Source organism: Terrabacter sp. P2_E3 (assembly GCF_056403915.1).
Genome location: NZ_JBFUEN010000008.1, coordinates 207,852 through 226,691 on the forward strand (window position 1 = coordinate 207,852; position 18,840 = coordinate 226,691).

Here is an 18,840-nt window from a genome sequence, read left to right on the forward strand (position 1 = left end):
ACCAGGCTCGTGAGACGTCGACGATCCGGCTCGGCACGTTCGTCACGTCCGCCACCTTCCGCCTGCCCGGCAGGTCGCGGTGATCACCGGACCCTGGACTGCCGAGCCCGGGAAGACCTTCAGCCACAACGGAACCCACTACCCCGTCATCGACTCCCCCGCTCTCGCGACGCCGGTGCAGGCTGGTGGCGTGCCGATCATCATCGGTGGTGGCGGCAAAGAGGCGCACCCCGGCACTCGCCGTGAGGTATGCCGCCGAGTTCAACGCGCCGCCGACGGCGTGCTCCGCCAGCCCAGCTGAGTCCCCAGTCGAGTGAGCGCCCCGTCCCACTCCAGTGAGCGCTCCGCCCCAGTCCCGTGAGCTCGACTTGATATGCATAGGTTGTCTATGTAAATTGGAGTGAGTGACCGAATCGACCACCCTGGGCAACGACCTGCTGCGCTCGGCCGCGCGACTCTCGCGCTGGGCCAGCCGCCACGCGTCGTTCGACGTGCCCTTCGCGCAGGCCCGCCTCCTCGCCCTGCTCGACGAGCTCGGACCCTCCCGCGTCAGCGCCCTCGCGGCCGCCGATCACAGCAGCCAGCCGACGATCACCACCCAGCTCCAGCGCCTCGAGGCGTCGGGCTGGGTGCACCGCGCGTCCGACCCCGACGACGCGCGCGCCACGGTGATCTCCCTCAGCGACGAGGGCCACGCCGCGCTCGAGACCGTGCGTCGGGCCCGACTGGCCGTCCTGTCCCCCGCCCTCGACCAGCTCGACGGACCGGCCCTCGACCGCGTCCGCGTCGCCATCGACGTCATGGACGAGCTGCTGGCCGCCGCGGCGGACGCCCCTGTCCCGCACCCCACCCGAAAGGACGGATGACCACCACCATGTGGCGCCAACCCAAGACCGTCTGGTCGATCGCCTTCGCCTGCGTGATCTCCTTCATGGGCATCGGCCTCGTCGACCCCATCCTCAAGCCGATCGCCGACGAGCTCGGCGCAGGCCCGTCGCAGGTCTCGCTCCTCTTCACCAGCTACCTCGCCGTCATGGGCATCGCGATGCTCGGCACCGGCTGGGTCAGCAGCCGCGTCGGTGCCAAGCGCACCTTGCTGCTCGGCCTCGCCCTCATCATCGTCGGCGCCGCCTTCGCCGGCAGCCAGGACACCGTCGGCGGCATCGTCGCCTTCCGCGCCCTCTGGGGCCTCGGCAACGCGCTCTTCATCGCGACCGCCCTGGCGACGATCGTCAACGCGGCGTCCGGCTCGGTCAAGCAGGCGATCATCCTCTACGAGGCCGCTCTCGGTGTCGGCATCGCGACCGGCCCGCTGCTCGGCGGCTGGCTCGGCGGCATCTCCTGGCGCTGGCCGTTCTACGGCGTCGCCGTTCTCATGGCCGTCGCGTTCATCGCGACGCTGACCACGCTGCCGAAGACCCCGCCGGCCGAGAACCCGACCTCGATCACGGCGCCCCTGCGTGCCCTCGGCCACCGTGGCCTGCTCACGGTCGGCATCACGGCGCTGCTCTACAACTTCGGCTTCTTCACCCTGCTCGCCTTCACGCCCTTCCCGCTTGCGATGGGGGCGCACGAGATCGGGTTCATCTTCTTCGGCTGGGGCGTGCTGCTCGCCATCACGTCGGTCTTCGTCGCCCCGATGATCCAGCGCCGCTTCGGCACGCTGGCCGGCATCGTCGGCGCGCTGCTCGGCTTCGCGGTCATCCTCGCCGCCATGGCGATGTGGACCGAGAACAAGACCGTGCTGGTCGTCGGCGTCATCCTCGCCGGCGCCTTCCTCGGCGTGAACAACACACTCATCACCGAGACGGTCATGAAGGTCTCCCCCGTCGAGCGCGGGGTCGCGTCGGCGGCCTACTCCTTCGTCCGCTTCAGCGGCGGCGCCGTCGCTCCGTGGCTCGCCGGCAACCTCGGCGAGAAGTCGATCCACCTGCCCTTCTGGGTGGGCTCGGCCGCGGTCGTGCTGGCCGTCCTCGTGCTCCTCACCGCTCGCCGGATCATCAGCGCGCTCGACGAGGCGCCCGGACACGGCGCCGAGGAGGTCACGTCCCGCACCGAGGCCGAGGCCCTCACCGTCGGCGACGCCTGAGGCCCCACCCTCTCCAACCGTCGAAAGGCCACGAACCGGGCCGCCCCCGCAGGGCGAGAACCCGGTTCGTGGCCTTTGGACGGTTCAGCCCAGGAGGTCGGCCAGGTCGGTGTCACCCCGCCGGCGGCGCCCGCCGCGGATGTCATAGGAGTCGACGAGCAGCTCCGCGAGCTCAGCCCGGTCGAGGCGGTCGAGGCGCGCCCACACCGTGACGCGGTAGCGGAACGTGTCGATCCGCACGAATGTGTCGCGCCGGTCCGCGAGCGCCTGCTCGGTGTCCATCTCGCCGGTCCACACCTGGACGAGCTCGCGCCCGTCGTCGTCCCAGCGCAGACGAGCGAACGTATGCCGTCCGGCGTGCCAGGCGGGAGAGCCCTCGTGGGCGACCCCGAGCACCGCGCCGGGCAGGCGCCCGGCCAGCTCGTCCACGTCCGCCCACGTCGCCATCGCTCCTCCTCCCGAGCAGGCTAGACCGCAGAACGTGGCCTTTCGACGGGTCGGCACCCACGAAACGTGGCCTTTCGACGGGTGCGGACCCGCAGAACGTGGCCTCTCGACGGTTGAGAGGGGGGCCGTCAGTGGAAGGTGACGGAGCGGCCGGCCTGCATGGCGGCGTACGCGTCAGGGTCGGCCTCGAGGGCCGCGCGCCGCGCCCTGTGCCGGTAGCGCAGGATCTGCACGATCCCGAGCGCCCACACGGGGTACTGCACCGTCATCGCGACCCGGAACGCGTCGACGTCCCACGTCGGCGGCCCCCCGGGTGCGACCCGGTCGAGGACGACGCCGACGAGGGCCACCGCCGTCAACGTCGCGATGAAGCCGCCGGTGTTGACGATGCCCGAGGCACTGCCGATGCGGGTCGGCGGGTTGAACGTGCGCGCGAGGTCGAAGCCGATCATCGAGCCCGGACCGCCGATGGCGATGAGCACGACGAGGACGACGAGCATCCACAGCGGCGCGCGTCCGGGCCAGAGCAGCACGACTGTCCAGGCGGCGATCGCGGCGGCCACGATCCACAGCACGAGGGTGCTGCGCGAGAACGGGTAGCGCATCGTCAGCGTGCCGATGACAGGGCTCGAAACGACCGTCGTCACGACCATGAGCATGAGCAGCACACTCGCCGTCGACGCCGAGACTCCTTGTCCTGCAACGAGGAACGGGAAGCCCCACAACATCGTGAACATGTTGGCGGCGAACTGCGACGTGAAGTGCGACCACAGCCCGAGCCGGGTCCCCGGCACGAGCCACGCCGCCCGCAGGGTGCGCGCGATGGCCCGCAGCCGCAGCTCGTCGCGGTGGTGGTCGACGTAGGGGCTGTCCTTGACGACGACGACGAGCGCGACCCCCGTGAGCACGCCGACCGACGCCGCGACGGCATACGACGGGGTCCAGCCGAAGTGGTCGAGCGCGGCCGCGAGCGGCCCGGCGGCGGCGAACGCCCCGAGCTGCCCGAGGACGCCGGTCAGCTGCGTCACCATCGGCGTGCGGCGCGGTGAGAACCACAGCGCGACGAGGCGCAGCACCGAGATGAACACCATGGCGTCGCCCATGCCGAGCAGCACCCGGCAGAGCAGGGCGGCGGGGAAGGCGTGGACGAACGCGAAGCCGAACTGGGCCACCGTCAGCAGGGTGAGCCCGACCCCGAGCATCCGCTTGCTGCCGTAGCGGTCGAGCAGCGCCCCGACCGGCAGCTGCATCGCCGCGTAGACGAAGACCTGGACGATCGTGAAGGTCGACAGCTGCGAGCTGCTGATGCCGAAGCGGTCGGCGGCCTCGAGACCGGCGACACCGAGCGAGGTGCGGTGGAAGACGGCGAGGACGTAGACCGAGATGGCGGCCGCCCACACCGCCCAGGCGCGGCGGCCGTCGAGCGGGTAACGCTGTCCGGGATGGGTCGTGCTCGTCATCCGGTGGGTCGTGCTCCTCAGTTGGCGCCGGTCATCGGGATGTTCTTCGCCGGGGCCTTGGGCACGCAGTCGACGATCGCCTTGGCGACGGTCTTGCTCATGTCGGGCTGGAAGACGCTCGGGATGATGTAGTTCGGGTTGAGCTGCTCGTCGGTGACGACCGAGGCGATGGCGTCGGCGGCCTTGATGAGCATCTCGGTCGTGACGTCGGTCGCCCGGGCGTCGAGCAGACCGCGGAAGACGCCGGGGAAGGCCAGCACGTTGTTGATCTGGTTCGGGTAGTCGCTGCGGCCCGAGGCCACGACGGTGGCGCGCTGCGTCGCCTCGTAGATGTCGACCTCGGGGTCGGGGTTGGCGAGCGCGAAGACGATGCGCTTCTCGGCCATCTCGTCGATCCACTCGGGCGCGAGGATGTGGGGTGCGCTCACGCCGATGAAGACGTCGGCGCCCTGGAGGCCGTCGCGCAGCGTGCCGGTGAGGCCGCGCGGGTTGGTCTTCTCGGCGAGGTCGCGCCACGCCGGCGTCAGGGACTCGTCGTCCCGGTTGAGCAGGCCCGGACGGTCGGAGACGGTGACGTCGACCGCACCCGCGGCGAGCAGCAGCTGGACGATCGCCGAACCGGCCGCGCCGCCACCGGAGACGACGATGCGCGCGTCGGGCAGCTGCTTGTCGATGCAGCGCAGCGCGTTCTTCAGCGCGGCGAGCACGACGATGGCCGTGCCGTGCTGGTCGTCGTGGAAGACGGGGATCGACAGGCGCTCACGCAGCTTGGCCTCGATCTCGAAGCAGCGCGGGGCGGCGATGTCCTCGAGGTTGATGCCGCCGAAGCCGGGTGCGATGAGCTCGACGGTGCGCACGATCTCGTCGACGTCGGTCGTGTCGATGCAGATCGGCCACGCGTCGATGTCGGCGAAGCGCTTGAAGAGCGCCGCCTTGCCCTCCATGACCGGAAGCGCCGCCATCGGGCCGATGTTGCCGAGCCCGAGCACGGCCGAGCCGTCCGTGACGACGGCGACCGAGTTGCCCTTGATGGTCAGGCGCGGCACGTCCTCGGGGTGCTCGAAGAGGGCCTGGCTCACGCGGCCGACGCCGGGCGTGTAGGCCATCGCGAGGTCCTGGCGGTTGCGCAGGTTGACCTTGGACTCGACGGAGATCTTGCCGCCGAGGTGCAGCAGGAAGACGCGGTCGGAGACCTTGTGGACGCGGACGCCCTCGAGCGTCTCCACGGCGTCGACGACCTCGGTCGAGTGCTCGGCGTTGCTGGCGGAGCAGGTGAGGTCGATGACGAGCCGGTCGGGGTGCGAGTCGACGATGTCGAGCGCCGTGGTGATGCCGCCGCTCTCGGCGACCTTGACCGCGAGGGCCCCGATGACCGCCGGGTCGGTGCCGGCGTGGATCCGCATCGTGATCGAGTAGGAGGCAGTGGTGGCGCGGGCACGTTGGATCGACTCAGTCACGCGCCCCATCGTCCCACGACCCGAGAAGCGCCCCGGACCTCGTCCGAAGACCGATCAGTAACCTTTGTCCACCGCCGCGCGACGACGGTCGTATGCCGTCGCGCCGCCTTCCCGAGACGCCTCCGCAGCGCTCGCGCGCGTTCCACCGCGGAGGCGAGCACCCGGCATACGACAATGGGCCGGTGACGACAGACGGGGCGACACACGGCCCGACACACGGGACGACGGACGGCAGGACCCCTGGCGGGGCGACCCTGACCCGGCCCGAGGGACTGACGGGTGCCGAGGTGGCCGAGCGCGTCTCGCGTGGCGCCGTCAACGCGCTGACCGAGCGGACGTCGCGCTCGATCGGCGAGATCGTCCGGGCCAACGTGCTGACCCGCTTCAACGCGATCCTCGGCGCCCTCTTCGTCCTCGTCATGGTGACGGGGTCGTTCGCCGACGGGCTCTTCGGGATCGTCCTCGTCGTCAACTCCGCCATCGGCATCGTCCAGGAGTACCTCGCCAAGCGGAAGCTCGACCGGCTCGCGCTGCTCAACGCCCCGACGACGCGGGTCGTGCGCGACGGCGAGGTGCGGGTCGTGCCGACGACCGAGGTGGTGCAGGACGACCTCATCGAGCTGCGCACGGGCGACGAGGTGCCCGCCGACGGCACCCTCCTGGCGAGCGCCGGGCTCGAGCTCAACGAGGCGAACCTCACCGGCGAGTCCGATCCGGTGCCGCACGGCGAGGGCGACGACATCATGTCGGGCACGAGCGTCGTCGCGGGGTCGGGCCGCTATCACGCGAGCCAGGTCGGTGCCGACGCCTACGTCAACCGGATCGCCGCTGACGCAAGGAAGTTCACGCGCACGCGCTCGGAGATCCAGGACTCGATCAACACCCTGCTGACCTACATCACCTGGGTCATCGTCGGCGCCCTGCCCATCGCCATCTGGTCGCAGTGGCGCACCGTCGGCGACCAGGGCTGGCGCGAGGTCGTCCTCCGCTCGGCGGCGGGCGTCGTCGGCCTCGTGCCCGAGGGTCTCGTGCTCCTCACCTCGGTCGCGTTCCTGCTGTCGGCGGTGCAGCTGACGCGCCGCAACGTCCTCGTCCAGCAGCTCCCGGCCGTCGAGGGCCTCGCCCGGGTCGACGTCGTCTGCCTCGACAAGACGGGGACGTTGACCGCGGGCGAGATCGCCTTCGAGGACGCGCACACCCTCGACGGGCAGGACGCCGACGAGATCCGTTGCGCGCTGGGGGCGCTCGCCGACGACCCGAACGCCAACGGCACCCTGACCGCCGTGGCCGCGGTCATCGAGGCGCCCGGCTGGGAGCGCACGCAGACGATCCCGTTCAACTCCTCCCGCAAGTGGAGCGCGGCGTGCTTCGCCGAGCGCTCGACGTGGGTGCTCGGCGCGCCGGAGGTGCTGCTCGCCGCGGACCCGCAGCCGTCGCCGCCTGAGGTGCTCGAGACGATCCGGGCACGGGTCGCCGCGCTCGCGGACTCCGGGCGACGCGTCGTCCTGCTCGCCCGGAGCGACGCGCACCTCACCGAGGCGACGCTGCCGGCCGACATCACCCCGGCCGCCCTCGTGACCCTCACCGAGCAGGTGCGCCCGGACGCCAAGGCGACGCTCGACTACTTCGCCGAGCAGGGGGTCGCCATCAAGGTCATCTCGGGCGACAACCCCGTCACCGTCGCCGCCGTGGCCCGGACCGTGGGGCTCGACGTCGGTGAGCCCGTCGACGCGCGCACCCTGCCCGACGACGAGGACGCCCTGAGGGAGGTCCTCGCGACGCACACGGTCTTCGGCCGGGTCACCCCCGAGCAGAAGCGCGCCTTCGTGCACGCGCTCCAGGCCGACGGTCACGTCGTGGCGATGACCGGAGACGGCGTCAACGACGCGCTCGCCCTCAAGGACGCCGACATCGGCGTGGCCATGGGCAACGGCGCCCAGGCCACCAAGGCGGTGGCCGAGCTCGTCCTGCTCGACGGGCGGTTCTCGCACCTGCCCGACGTGCTCGCCGAGGGACGCCGCGTCATCGGCAACGTCGAGCGCGTCGCCAACCTCTTCCTCGCCAAGAACGCGATGAGCCTCGTCGCCATCCTCGCTGCAGCGCTCATCGCCGTTCCCTTCCCGTTCCTGCCGCGCCACCTGACGCTCGTGTCGGCCGTGACCATCGGCATCCCGGCGTTCTTCCTCGCCCTCGGACCCAACAAGCGCCGCTACCTCTCCGGCTTCCTCGGACGCATCCTGCGTTTCGCCGTGCCGTCCGGCGCCGTCGCGGGCGTCGCCGTCATCACGTCCTACCTGCTCGCGGGCAGCGGCTACGGCGTGCCGCCGGACGAGTTCTCGACCCGGTGTGCCGTCGAGACCGGCGCGAAGACCGTCGCCGACGTCGCGTGCTGGCAGCCGGGCAGCGGAGCGACGATCACGCTCCTCACCGTCTTCTTCTGGATCCTCGTCGTGCTCGCCCGGCCCTTCCGGCTGTGGAAGGCCGTCCTCGTCGCCGCGATGGTCGGGCTCGCCGTCACGGCGTTCGTCTGGCCGTTCGCCGCCACCTTCTTCAACCTCGACGCGCCCCTGCCGCTCGTCTGGCAGTCGCTCGCGGTCGGTGCCGTCGGCGCGGGGCTGGTCGAGGTGATCTACCGGCTCTCGCCGTCGGTGCGCCAGGCCCACCACATGCGCGACTGACGCACCTGGGCGGATCGTCGCCGCCCTCCGCCCGCTGCCCTCCGCCCGCACCGGCCGGTGAGCAGCGACCGGGCACCGGTCCGCGACGCCCTACACTGGGAGGTGCACAGGGATCTGGCGTGACCTGTTGGGCGGGTAGGCACGCACCCGTTGTCGCGTACCCCGCGACCAGATCCGGAGCTGCTCACGTGTCACCCATCGACTCCTACCGCCACCTCTTCGGCCTCACCGGGCGCACCTACATCGTCGTCGCCTTCCTGGCTCGTATGCCGCTCGCGATGAGCCAGCTGGGCACCCTCCTGCTCGTGTCGTCCGCCACCGGCAGCTATGGCGCGGGCGGCTTCTGCGCTGGCGCCCTCGCCGTGGCCAACGCCGTCGGGGCACCCTTCTGGGGTGCCCGGGCCGACCGGCTCGGCCAGCGCCGGGTCGTCGCCTTCCAGTCGCTCGCCGGGGCGGCCGGCCTCGTCGGCATCCTCCTCGTGGTCAACGCCGGACTCCCTTGGGGCGTGGCCGCGGTCGCCAGCGCGGTCGCGGGTCTCCTTCTGCCGCAGATCGGTCCGCTGGCCCGCGTGCGCTGGCGCCCCATCACCGCCGAGACCGGCGCCCGCCAGCACCGGCTCGTCGACGCCGCCTTCTCCTACGAGGGCGCGGCCGACGAGGCCTCCTTCGTGCTCGGCCCGGCGCTCGTGGGGCTCGGCGTCTCCGTCGCCAGCCCCACGGCGGCCTTGGCGCTGGCGGCCGCGGGCCTCGCCGTCTTCGGCACGTGGTTCGCCCTGCACGAGACCGCAGCGGTCACGCACGCCGCGACGTCGCGGACGACCGGCGCCGTCGGCCGACTGATGACACCCGCCGTCGTCGTCCTGTGCGCCGCCCAGCTGCTCGTCGGCACCGTCTTCGGGTCGGTCCAGACCGGCACGTCCGTCCTCGCCACCGCTGCGGGCTCCCCCGGCCTCACGGGCTACTTCCACGCCCTGCTCGGCGTCGGCAGCGTCATCGCCGGTCTCGCCGTCGCAGGACTGCCCGCGCGGTTCGCGCTGTCGGCACGGCTGCGGTGGTTCGCCGTCGGCCTGCTCGCCCTCTCGGCGCCGCTCCTGCTCGTCGGGTCGCTGCCCGCTCTCGTCCCCGTCCTGCTCGTGCTCGGCCTCACGGTCGCGCCCTACATGATCACGACGTTCACCCTGGGCGAGCGCGTCACTCCGCCGTCACGCACCGGCGCCGCGATGACGGCCCTCGCCGCGGCCACCGGGCTCGGCTACGCGCTCGGAGCCGCGCTGGCCGGGCGCCTCGCCGACTGGGGCGGGCACACGCCGGCGTATGCCGTCACGGTCGGTGCCGGCGCCGCAGCCGTCCTCGTGTCGTGGGGATTCCGGCGGGTCCTCGAGCGCGCCCAGCCCCACGAGGCCGCGCCAGCGCCCGTCCCCTGAGCCGGGAACAGACCGGTGCGCGGTCGCACCACGAGTGCGCCCTCGACGTGCGGGTGCGCGGTGCACCGCGCACCTCTGGGGCGAGGGCACACACCTGGCGCCAGCCAGCACCCCCGGCCACCCCGGCGCCGCGGCCCCGAACCGGCGGTTCTTCAGCGGTCGAGGCGGAGGCGCATCGCGGGCCAGGCCGTCGGGGTGAAGCCGAGCTCCTCGTAGAGCCCTGCCCCCTCCCCCGTCGCGAAGAGCTCGACGACCGTCGCCTCCGTCTCGTCGCGCAACCAGTCGAGGACGCCCACGACGCACGCCCGGGCCAGCCCCTGCCGGCGCGCCCGAGGGTGGGTCGCGACGTTGTTGACGAGACCCCAGACACCGTTCGGGTTGACCGGCGAGGGGGTCTCGAAGCGGAGCCCCGCCATCGCCCCGGCCACGACCTCACCGTCGGCGTCCTCGGCCACGACGACGCAGGCACGTCCGCCGTCGAGCTCCCGCTCGAACCACGCGGTGGCCGCCTCCCGCCAGGCCGGGTCGTCGACGCCCGGCACGCCCATCGCCGAGAACATCAGCGCCCGCAGCCCGACCACGACCGAAGCATCGGCGGCGGTCGCCCGCCGGGTCGTCCAGGCGGTCACCGGAACGCACCACCGGTGAACGCGGGGGCGAGCGGCACGTCGGTGGCGGCATACGTCGTCTCGACGGCACGCGCCAGGCGCAGCGCGACCTCGGCGAGCTCGGGCAGCGCCCGACCGGCCGCGGCGGTGCGCAGGAAGCGGAGCACGCGGTCGGGCATGCGCGGCATCGGCTTGACCGGGTTGACCCGCTGCGGCTCCCCGTCGACGAGTCCGGCCAGGCACCAGCTGCCGGCGAGCCAGGCCCAGGCCTCCGTCGCGAGGTCGAGGTCGTGGTCGAAGTCGGAACCCAGCACCTCGGGCCACTCCACCGCCACGGCGTCCCGCCATCGCCCCAGTGCCACCTCCGCGGCAGACGTCTCGAGCGACCAGGCGCACCAGCACGTCGGCCACGGCACCCTGAGGTAGGCCGCGTCCCAGACGATCGGTCGCCACAAGGCGAACTCGAAGTCGAGCAGGACGAGGCGGGTGTCGCGGACGAGGTTGTTGTCGGGGCACATGTCGGCTGCGGACAGACTGCAGGCGTCGACCCGGAAACGTTCCGGCACGCTCGCGAGCACGTCGAACGTCCCGTCAGGCACAGCGACGTCGAGGGCAGCGGCGAGGCGGTTCCACACCGAGACGGCCTCGGCGAGATGTGCCGGCAGGTAGTCGACGTCGACCGGCTCCGACGAGCGGGCCAGCACACCGGCCTCGAAGGTGTCGCGCACCTGGTGCCCGGCCCGGTGCAGACCGGCCACCGCTGTGGCCCACCCGGACAGCTTGGCCGCGGCCCGGTCGGCGTCGTCACCGAGGAGCGCGTCGGCCAGGTGCGTGCCGTCCCCGAGGTCGCCCATGACGACGAGGCGCGGGTCGCTGGACTCGGCCACGAGCGTCGGCGTCTGAGCGACCCCGGTCAGCGCCTCGAGCGCGGACGCCTCGCGGGCATACGCCTCCCACCCCTCCTCGCTGAGGTAGCGCTTGACCACGAACGAGCGGCCCGACGGGTCGACGGTTCGCACGACGAGCGTGCGACGACTGCCGGGGAAGGGCTGACCCACCGCTCGCAGCGGGCCCCCGACGAGGCGGCCCGCGACGGCCAGCGTCTCGGCCAGGACGTCCTGGTCCACGTCTGCCGGGGTCGCGCTCACCGGGTCACTGTGCCAGATCGACGACGGCCAGGGCTCTGCCGGGGATTTTCGACAAAAGCCCCACGACCCACCATTCCAAAACTTCTCGGCACAAATTCGTCGAAAGTCCGTACACGTGGCTACAGGTTCATTACTGTCACACCTGTAACACCCCCACGGCTGGCACGCACCCCCCCATCCGCACCAGCCTCGAAGGAGCCCGTCCTGCGCGCGCAGGTGGGCTCCTTCGTCATTCCCGGGAGTATGCCGTCCCGCGGGCCATGGGGCTCGGCGCCGTCGCGTGTCGGGGCACGGAGAAGGCCCCGCCTCCTGCGACGAACGCAGGTGACGGGGCCTCGAGCCGAGCCGCTTATCGGAATCGAACCGATGACCTATTCATTACGAGCGCTGTGAGCCAGCCGTGCGACTCTCGTGCCCGCCGGAATCGGAGTCCACAGGCGTCCACAGACCGCCGGTCGGATGCTCCGTGATGGATGGCCAGTTAGATGTACGAACGCAGGCTTGGACGCCTCAGCGCCCGTGATGCTCGCGACACATGTCGGCTAAGAGATCTAAGGGAACCGTCGGAACAGCCCTCCCGCGTTGCGCACCAACTGCTGGACCTGGGCATCAGCAGCAGATCCGGGCCGGACCTAGCGTCGGGCATGCTCGTGCTTTGAGAAGCCCGATCGATCGCCTGCGGCAGCGTCGAGAATTGTCTCGACAGAAACGAGCTCTCGGCGACTGCCCCCCTGCCGTCATCCCTGGTCTGAGCACGTCGGCTATGGGAACGACAGTGACGGCATGTATAGCGAGTGCGCCTACGAGTTCGAGCACGATCGGCGGGAGACACCGGAGTCCGGATGCACCCGGAACGCGCCGTCACTCACCTGATCGCGGTATGTGTCCCTCTTTCCACGTGCTGGGCTTACATCTTGATCGCACGGCTTTGTTCGCGCTCGAGCGTCCTGATCATCGCTTAGGTCATGGGTAGCGAAAGGCGTGAGATGTGGGACTTCTCCCGATGCGAGGGAGGGGAGCGGGGGCGAACTCTGGTGGTGGTGGCACTGAGGCCGCCGCACCAGATCAAGGAGAACTTTCATGACTGCTCGCCTGACCGCTGCGGGCCTGCTCGTGGCCGCCACGCTCACCGTCGCCCCGGCCGCTCACGGATCGCCGATCCATGAGGACCCGAGGGCCGGCACCGCCAGGGACACCAGGGTCGCGTCGCTCCTGCAAGAGCTACGCCTCGACTACGCCGCCACCCATCGGAGTGGAGTCCACAACGAGCTCGTGCTCGTGCTCAACGACCCCGCTGGCGCGTTCCTCTGAATGCATTGACCCCTTCCGCCTACCCTTGACGGAAGGGGTCAAGCCGTCAGGACCGTCGGAGAGTGACCAGTGGCGCGAGCGTTCGACCTCCAGGAGCCCATCGGCAGGGACGAGGAGCTTGCCGAGGCCGACGGGCTGCTCCGCTCCGTGATGGGCAACGCCACTCCCGATGGGCACGCCAGTGCTTTGCTGCTCGGCGGTGACGCCGGCATGGGCAAGACCACCTTCGTGCACGCGGTGGGCTCTCGTGCATCGGCTCTGGGGCTCGGCTTCGGCGTGGGTCACTGCCTGGACCTTGCTACCGGGCCGCCGTTCGGGCCCGTGGTGGAAGCGCTTCGGACGCTGGTGCGCTCCGGCGGCCCACACCGCGACGTACCGGCGTCGGTGGCCTGGCTCGCGGACGCCAACCCGGGAACCGCGCGCTCACTGGAAGAGCTGCTGGCGGCCGCCGAGGCTCTCGCCGAAGCCGCTCCGTTCGTGCTCGTCCTCGAGGACGTGCACTGGGCCGACAAGTCGGTGCGCAGCTGGGCGATCGCTCTCGTCCGGACCTGCCGCGCGCCGCTGATCCTGGGACTGACCTTCCGCACCGAAGAGCTAGGTCGCGAGCACCCGCTCCGGCCGGTCCTCGTGGAACTAGCTCGGACGCCGGGCACGTTGCGCCTGGAACTGCACGGACTGAGCGCCGGCCCAATCGCAGAGCTCGTTCGTCGACGCACCGGCCAGAACCTGACGCGGAGATCCATCCCGTCGCTGCTCACGCGCAGCGGCGGCAACCCGCTCTTCGTGGAAGAGCTGCTCGACGAGGAGGACGGCATCCCCGTGCTCTTGCACGACCTCTTGCTGCGGCACGTCGACCGACTCCCGGCCGTGCCGAGACGCCTGGCCCAGCTTGCGTCGGCCGGTGGCACCATCGTCGACCTCGACCTGCTGCAGGACGCGAGCGAGCTGAGTCCCGACGAGTACGCGGCGGCGCTGCAGGCTCTGCTGGACGCGAACGTTCTCGTACGACGGGGCGATGTCTTCTCATTCCGTCATGCCCTGCTGCGCGAGGCAGTCTCCGCTGATCTGCTCCCCTCGCAACGCGCGCAGCTGCACGCGGCCTACGCCCGAGCGCTGACCGCCAGGGTCGAGGCCGGCGCTGCCGCGCAACGCTGGCAGTACGGCGCGGCGCTGGCGCTGCACGCCTACGCCGCACATGACCTGCCCTTGGCTTTCGACGCCTCGGTGTGGGCCGGTCTGGCGGGCAAGCAGTTCGGCGCCGGGGCCGCGGCTGACCACTTCGAACGAGCCTTGGAGCTGTGGGACCAGGTCCCCGACGCCGGCGGTCGCTCCGGCTTGGCCCGCACCGACCTGCCGGTACTGGCCGCCAGAGTGCTCTACAGCGACGACCCGGAACGCGTGCACGCCCTGCTGCGCCAGGCCGTCGAGCTGCTCCCTGCCGGCGGTGACCCGCTTGCAGCCTGTCGCGTGTACACCGCGATCGTCAGCGAGTACAGCCAGATCTCCGGGGTCCTACCTCAGGCAGAGGCGCTGGACAAGGCCCTCGCACTCGCGGGGACCACCCCCAGCCGGGAGCTCGCGGAGGCTCTGGTGGCAGGCGCCTTTCACCAGCACCACATGAACGCGGTCGGCCCACAGCTCGACTTCGCCGAGCGGGCACTCGAGGTTGCGCTGTCGACAGGAGCAGCGGACGTCGTCCCCGAGGCCCGGTGGGGCGTGTTCAACGCGCTGTGGCAGCTCGGCCGGTGCGACGAGAGCCTCGCGGTGTTCAGGACGGCGGTGCGCGATGCCGAGCAGGCCGACCAGACCGGGGCTGCACTGGATCTCGCGAGCGAGCTCGCCTTCTACCTCCTGCTCCTCGGGCGGATCGACGAAGGGCTGACGCTGGCGCGACGGACCAGGTCCGCCGCCGAGCAGGCCGGCCTGCCCCGGTACGTGGCGTTCGCCGCCGAGCAGGAGGTGGAGTGGCTGGTCCGGGACGGCCAGCTGGCTGCGGCCGAGCAACTCTTCCGCGAGGCTTGTCTGCCCGGAGGGTCTGCGTTTCGCCAGGACTGGCTCCGCGTCTGGCTGATGCTCGCGCGCGGTGAGGGCGCCGCTGCACTCAAAGTCGAACAAGCGGCAGCCGCCGTGCACCCCGACCACCGGCTGACGCTCGACCACACGCCGCGGCTCATCGAGGCCTACGAGCAGGTGGACGACGTCGACGGCGTGCTCTGGACCACGGAGCGGCTGGTCCTCGAGCTCGCCGCCACCGACTCCCCCCTCCTGCAGGCCGGGCTCGCCGCCTACGGTTTCCGCGCCCAAGTCCTTGCCGCGAGGACCGGCGCCGAGCCCTCGGACGCCCTCACGCGGACGGCCAGTGCCGCGCTCGACTTCGCCCAGAGCCGCCTGTCCACGCAATGGGCAAGGAGCTGGTACGGGATGCAGCTGTGCAGCGCCGTGGCCTACAAGGCTCAGCTCGAAGGAGGACATGGGGTCGAGGAATGGCGCAGCGCGAGCGAACTGGCCGCCAGCCACGGCAGATACACGGCGCTTCGTCCGCGACTCGAGCTGGCCCGAGCCCTGCTCGAACACGGCGCACGCGAAGAGGGCAAAGAACTGCTCGTCACCATCTGGCACGAGGCCCGCGGGATCAGCGCCGGGTGGATCGAGCAACAAGCCGCCCAGGCCGCCCGACGATTCCGAGTCACCCTCCCTCTCGACGGTGGCGGCCCAGGCCCGCTGAACCGGCTCACGCCCCGAGAGCGTGAGGTCCTCGACCTCGTCGCTACCGGGGCGACCGACCGCGCCATCGCCTCCGCCCTCTTCATCACCGAAAAGACCGCCAGCGCCCACGTCGGACGCGTACTCACCAAGCTGGGCGTCCCCAACCGAGGACAGGCAGCCGCCCTCGCCCGCTCCAGCCGCGACCCCGACAGCGCCTAAGCGACTGACACGGATTCTTGAAGCTGCCTGGGTGCTTGCCGGATCGAAACTCGCGCTCCATACCGCGGCTCTGCGCGCTCTCAGGAGGCGTACCGATCGCTTCGGTCGTTGGAAGCGACAGGTGCGAGGTGTGGGAGTTCTCCCGATGCGAGGAAGGGGGGAGCGGGCGAACTCTGGTGGTGGTGGCACCGGGGCCGCCGCACCAGATCAAGGAGAACCTTCATGATTGCTCGCCTGACCGCCGCGGGCTTGCGCGTGGCTGCCACGCTCACCACCGCCCCCGCCGCTCACGGATCGCCGATCCGTGCAAAGGTGAGGAAGGGGGGCGCTGTGGAGCGTCCTGAAGGTGGGGTGGGCCCTGCGGCGGAATTCGACGCGTTCTACACCGCCAATGCCTCCCGCGTCACGCGTGAACTTGCCATGCTCACCAGCGACCCCGCCGAGGCGAGGGACCTGGCCCAGGAAGCCTTCGAGCGAGCCTGGACACGGTGGTCGCTCGTGCGTGGCGCGGCTTCCCCCGAGGCGTGGGTGCGGACGGTTTCACGGCGGCTTGCGGTGAGTCGCTGGCGGCGGATCCGCAACTCCACGGTGGCATGGCGGCGGCACGGTCCTCCAACGGAGCTGCCTGAGCTGGACGCCGACCATGTCGTGCTGATCGCGGCGCTGGCAAGGCTGCCCGAGGCGCAGCGCGTGGCGATCGTGCTGCACCATCTCGCGGACCTGCCCGTGGCGCAGGTGGCGCAGGAGACCGGGCTGAGCGTGTCGGCTGTCAAGCAGCAGCTCGTGCGGGGTCGGGCAGCGCTGTTTGAGTCCTTGGCAGACGGCGGCGCCATCGGCACCGGCGAACCCGCCCTTGTTCAACGTGAGGAGGAGCGATGATGGACGCGCTCACTGAGAGGCTGCACGAGTCCGCCGAGGCGCTCTCCGGTGTGATGCCTCCTCCGGACCAGGTTCGGCGCCGAGCTGAGCGTGCGCGCCGGATACGTCGTGCTGTGGCCGGGTCCGCTGCTGCCGCACTTGTGGTGGTGCTCGCCGTCGCGGTCGGGGTCGGTGGCGGCAGAGGAGCGCCAGCCAATCTGGTCACGGCGGTCCCGGCGCGGTCTACTTGGAGCGCTCCTGCGGGAAGTGTGTTCACGACTGACCCGCTGCTGTCCGCGGCCGAGTGGAACGACCTGCTCTACCAGCTGCCGGCCGAACGAACCGAGCGCACGACTACGCAGCCGCACCAGCTGGACTGCATCACCGACCCTTACACCTTGGGCGCGGAGCAGGTGCAGGGTGCCGGCTACCTGCAACGAGCTCGGCAGCAGTTCGCCACCGGCGCCCTCTCGAGTGGACGGATGAACGTCTACGCGCTCTGGTTCGGCCGAGCTACTGATGCCACGGCTGCGGTCAAGCATCTACGTCAGGAACTCGTCTTGTGCCGCGCGCGTCCCGACCCAAGCCTCAAGGTCACCTACTTCCACATCGAGGACTGGTTGATGCAGGATTACCCGCGCATCGAGCAACAGTTCGCCGGGAGCATCACGAGGCAGCCCGGCACCGGAGGACGCGACCGTAGCTACAGCGCTTACAGCCTGACCGTGGCTCGTGCGGGGAGGCTGCTCATCGTGTTCGAGTCCCTCAACGGCTGGTCGGACCGCCCGCAGAACACGGTGGGTCTCTTGACGAACCACGCGCTCAAGGCACTCTCACGGCAGGTGGCCTCAGTTAAGTAGGCAGGTGCGGCGATGCGACCGGGTGTACGGCTGTTCTGTTGGGCTCTACCCCACCGCCAAGTCGGTGACCAGCCGTTGGATCCAGCATCAGTCACGTCATCCTCACCGGCCACGGTCGCGCCGATGCGTTGAAGATGTTCAACGGGGGGTGGTGGCTCCCCGTTCGGGACTTTGCGGATCTGCTCGGCGGCGACGGCGCACGAAAGACGGTGGTGTCGCTCGCTTGCTCGACCGGGATGACGACGTTCGGACGGACACTCAGCAGAGCGCTGCCGGCAAGGAACTCGTCGCCCCACAGGGGAGGCGCACGGAGCGTCGGCGTCACCCTACGTCAGGCCCTTCTCCATACGCATCTGCTCCACGGGCATGAGTTCATGACGGCGGCTCGCCTGGCCAATGAGGTCACCGAAGGTTTCGCGGTTCGTGCACTGGCGAGACGGCAGGAAGCGTTAGCCGTTCAGGACTCCCGATCGTCCGGTGCGTGGGCAGCGCACTGTCATCGGCAGATACGGACGCTCACGAACGCCCTCGAACGCTCGCGGCCTGCCCCAATTCGCCTGCCGTGGGTCAGACTCCAGGTTGTCTCGGAGGCTCAGCCCGGCTGGTGGCGCGCGGCGGCAGAATACGCCAAGCGAAGGTTGATGGACATAGATGGTCACCCGGAGGCAATCGGCGGCAGAGTGTAGCCCCACGCCGGGCCGGCAGCGCCCTCCTCAATGAGGTGCTTCAGGCTCCTGACCTGCAGAAACGCCCCCGGCAGGGCCGGGGGCGTTGCTGGAGCCGCTTATCGGAATCGAACCGATGACCTATTCATTACGAGTTCGTCCTCGACGCCGTTTTGGGTCGCGCTCATGCTCGGGGCGCCTGCCATGTGGTGCTGGCTGGCATGGCTGTTGAGGGCGGTCGGGGGCACGTCGGGGGCACGTTCGGGGCAGATCCCGACCCGGCGGGTTTGCGCATCGACCTTCACCCGGCCGCTCGGGAAGGTGCCGCGCAGAAGGCGCTCGATGCGCTCAGCCGAGCGGGCCGTTAGTGACCAGGTGGCTGTCGAGGTGGGCAGTGGTCCTCCATGGGCCTGTGCCCGAGCGGCGACGGCTGGGGCCTCCCTCGTCCAGGCGCTTGAGTCCGGGCCATAAATCTTCGAGTCGGCTTTCGACAGGCCGCGCGCCGCCCATGTTCGTGGAAGCGCGGGGTGCGGTGGGGTGCGCGTAGGCGCGCCAGCGCCGAAGCGCGGGGTCCCCATCGCGGGGTCCCGCGCTTTTCTGCGCCGCAGGCGCAGCTTGAGCCAGTACAGAAACTCTTCACCGAACGGGATGCTGAGCTAGCTGTACTGACCGGGCACGTTGGTTGAGGGAATGCGACTCATCGCTCTGAGCTGCTGACGTGGGAGGGCCTCCCGCGGTGGAGTGGAACTGCTCAAGGTTCACTTCGCCAAACAGGAGGCCCTCGTGTCCCACGCTAACGCTGCCCTCACCCCACGCGCCCGGCTCCGGGTGGCCCAGCTCGTCGTCGACCAGCACGTGCCGATCGCGGAGGTTGCGGCCCGGTTCCAGTGCTCGTGGCCCACGGTCAAAC

Annotated in this window: 14 protein-coding genes and 1 pseudogene; 10 read left to right on the forward strand and 5 right to left on the reverse strand. The window is 70.7% G+C overall.

Annotation, left to right across the window (positions count from 1 at the left end; translation table 11 throughout):
* The first annotated feature begins 79 nt into the window (after positions 1 to 79).
* The 3 genes from AC1DW8_RS12330 to AC1DW8_RS12340 all read left to right on the forward strand — a co-directional run bounded on the left by AC1DW8_RS12330 (position 80) and on the right by AC1DW8_RS12340 (position 2,089).
* Positions 80 to 301: a hypothetical protein gene (locus tag AC1DW8_RS12330; RefSeq protein ID WP_478094302.1), complete on the forward strand. Its 222-nt coding sequence runs from the start codon at positions 80 to 82 to the stop codon at positions 299 to 301.
* Between the two features lie 103 nt (positions 302 to 404).
* Positions 405 to 866, forward strand: a complete 462-nt coding sequence (locus AC1DW8_RS12335) for a MarR family winged helix-turn-helix transcriptional regulator (RefSeq protein WP_478094304.1) — start codon at positions 405 to 407, stop codon at positions 864 to 866.
* Positions 863 to 2,089 carry an MFS transporter gene (locus AC1DW8_RS12340; protein ID WP_056773682.1) on the forward strand — a complete coding sequence of 409 codons (1,227 nt, stop codon included), beginning with the start codon at positions 863 to 865 and terminating at the stop codon, positions 2,087 to 2,089. The genes AC1DW8_RS12335 and AC1DW8_RS12340 overlap by 4 nt, the downstream gene beginning before the upstream one ends.
* Positions 2,090 to 2,173: 84 nt before the next feature.
* Here AC1DW8_RS12340 and AC1DW8_RS12345 read toward each other — a convergent pair whose 3' ends face one another.
* The 3 genes from AC1DW8_RS12345 to AC1DW8_RS12355 all read right to left on the reverse strand — a co-directional run bounded on the left by AC1DW8_RS12345 (position 2,174) and on the right by AC1DW8_RS12355 (position 5,462).
* Entirely contained in the window at positions 2,174 to 2,536 is a 363-nt protein-coding gene (locus AC1DW8_RS12345) for an MmcQ/YjbR family DNA-binding protein (RefSeq protein WP_056826486.1), read from the reverse strand.
* A gap of 128 nt (positions 2,537 to 2,664) precedes the next feature.
* Positions 2,665 to 3,996 carry an MFS transporter gene (locus AC1DW8_RS12350; protein WP_056826487.1) on the reverse strand — a complete coding sequence of 444 codons (1,332 nt, stop codon included), beginning with the start codon at positions 3,994 to 3,996 and terminating at the stop codon, positions 2,665 to 2,667.
* 17 nt (positions 3,997 to 4,013) lie between these two features.
* Positions 4,014 to 5,462 (reverse strand): NAD-dependent malic enzyme, encoded by a 1,449-nt coding sequence (locus AC1DW8_RS12355; RefSeq protein ID WP_056773693.1) that lies wholly within the window; start codon positions 5,460 to 5,462, stop codon positions 4,014 to 4,016.
* A gap of 173 nt (positions 5,463 to 5,635) precedes the next feature.
* Between AC1DW8_RS12355 and AC1DW8_RS12360 the strand changes: the two genes are divergently transcribed.
* Both AC1DW8_RS12360 and AC1DW8_RS12365 read left to right on the forward strand, forming a co-directional pair.
* A complete protein-coding gene (locus AC1DW8_RS12360) occupies positions 5,636 to 8,131 on the forward strand; it encodes an HAD-IC family P-type ATPase (protein ID WP_478094308.1) in 2,496 nt (831 codons plus the stop codon).
* 188 nt (positions 8,132 to 8,319) lie between these two features.
* Positions 8,320 to 9,555 (forward strand): MFS transporter, encoded by a 1,236-nt coding sequence (locus AC1DW8_RS12365; protein ID WP_056826489.1) that lies wholly within the window; start codon positions 8,320 to 8,322, stop codon positions 9,553 to 9,555.
* 152 nt (positions 9,556 to 9,707) lie between these two features.
* On the opposite strand, the gene AC1DW8_RS12370 is transcribed toward AC1DW8_RS12365, so the two are convergent.
* Complete coding sequence (locus AC1DW8_RS12370; RefSeq protein WP_478094312.1) at positions 9,708 to 10,184, reverse strand: GNAT family N-acetyltransferase; 477 nt, start codon at positions 10,182 to 10,184, stop codon at positions 9,708 to 9,710.
* Positions 10,181 to 11,311: a hypothetical protein gene (locus AC1DW8_RS12375; protein ID WP_478094314.1), complete on the reverse strand. Its 1,131-nt coding sequence runs from the start codon at positions 11,309 to 11,311 to the stop codon at positions 10,181 to 10,183. The genes AC1DW8_RS12370 and AC1DW8_RS12375 overlap by 4 nt, the downstream gene beginning before the upstream one ends.
* 1,080 nt (positions 11,312 to 12,391) lie before the next feature.
* On the opposite strand from AC1DW8_RS12375, the gene AC1DW8_RS12380 reads away from it, so the two are divergent.
* From AC1DW8_RS12380 to AC1DW8_RS12400, 5 genes and pseudogenes are all read left to right on the forward strand, one after another.
* Positions 12,392 to 12,622: a hypothetical protein gene (locus AC1DW8_RS12380; protein ID WP_478094316.1), complete on the forward strand. Its 231-nt coding sequence runs from the start codon at positions 12,392 to 12,394 to the stop codon at positions 12,620 to 12,622.
* Positions 12,623 to 12,691: 69 nt separating this feature from the next.
* Positions 12,692 to 15,547, forward strand: coding sequence for a helix-turn-helix transcriptional regulator (locus AC1DW8_RS12385; RefSeq protein WP_478094318.1), 2,856 nt, complete (start codon positions 12,692 to 12,694; stop codon positions 15,545 to 15,547).
* Positions 15,548 to 15,769: 222 nt separating this feature from the next.
* On the forward strand, positions 15,770 to 16,426 hold the full coding sequence (locus AC1DW8_RS12390; protein ID WP_478094320.1) for a SigE family RNA polymerase sigma factor: 657 nt from the start codon (positions 15,770 to 15,772) through the stop codon (positions 16,424 to 16,426).
* On the forward strand, positions 16,423 to 17,265 hold the full coding sequence (locus AC1DW8_RS12395) for a hypothetical protein (RefSeq protein WP_478094322.1): 843 nt from the start codon (positions 16,423 to 16,425) through the stop codon (positions 17,263 to 17,265). The genes AC1DW8_RS12390 and AC1DW8_RS12395 overlap by 4 nt, the downstream gene beginning before the upstream one ends.
* Positions 17,266 to 18,713: 1,448 nt before the next feature.
* Positions 18,714 to 18,840: pseudogene (locus tag AC1DW8_RS12400) on the forward strand (IS481 family transposase); the annotation flags it as partial.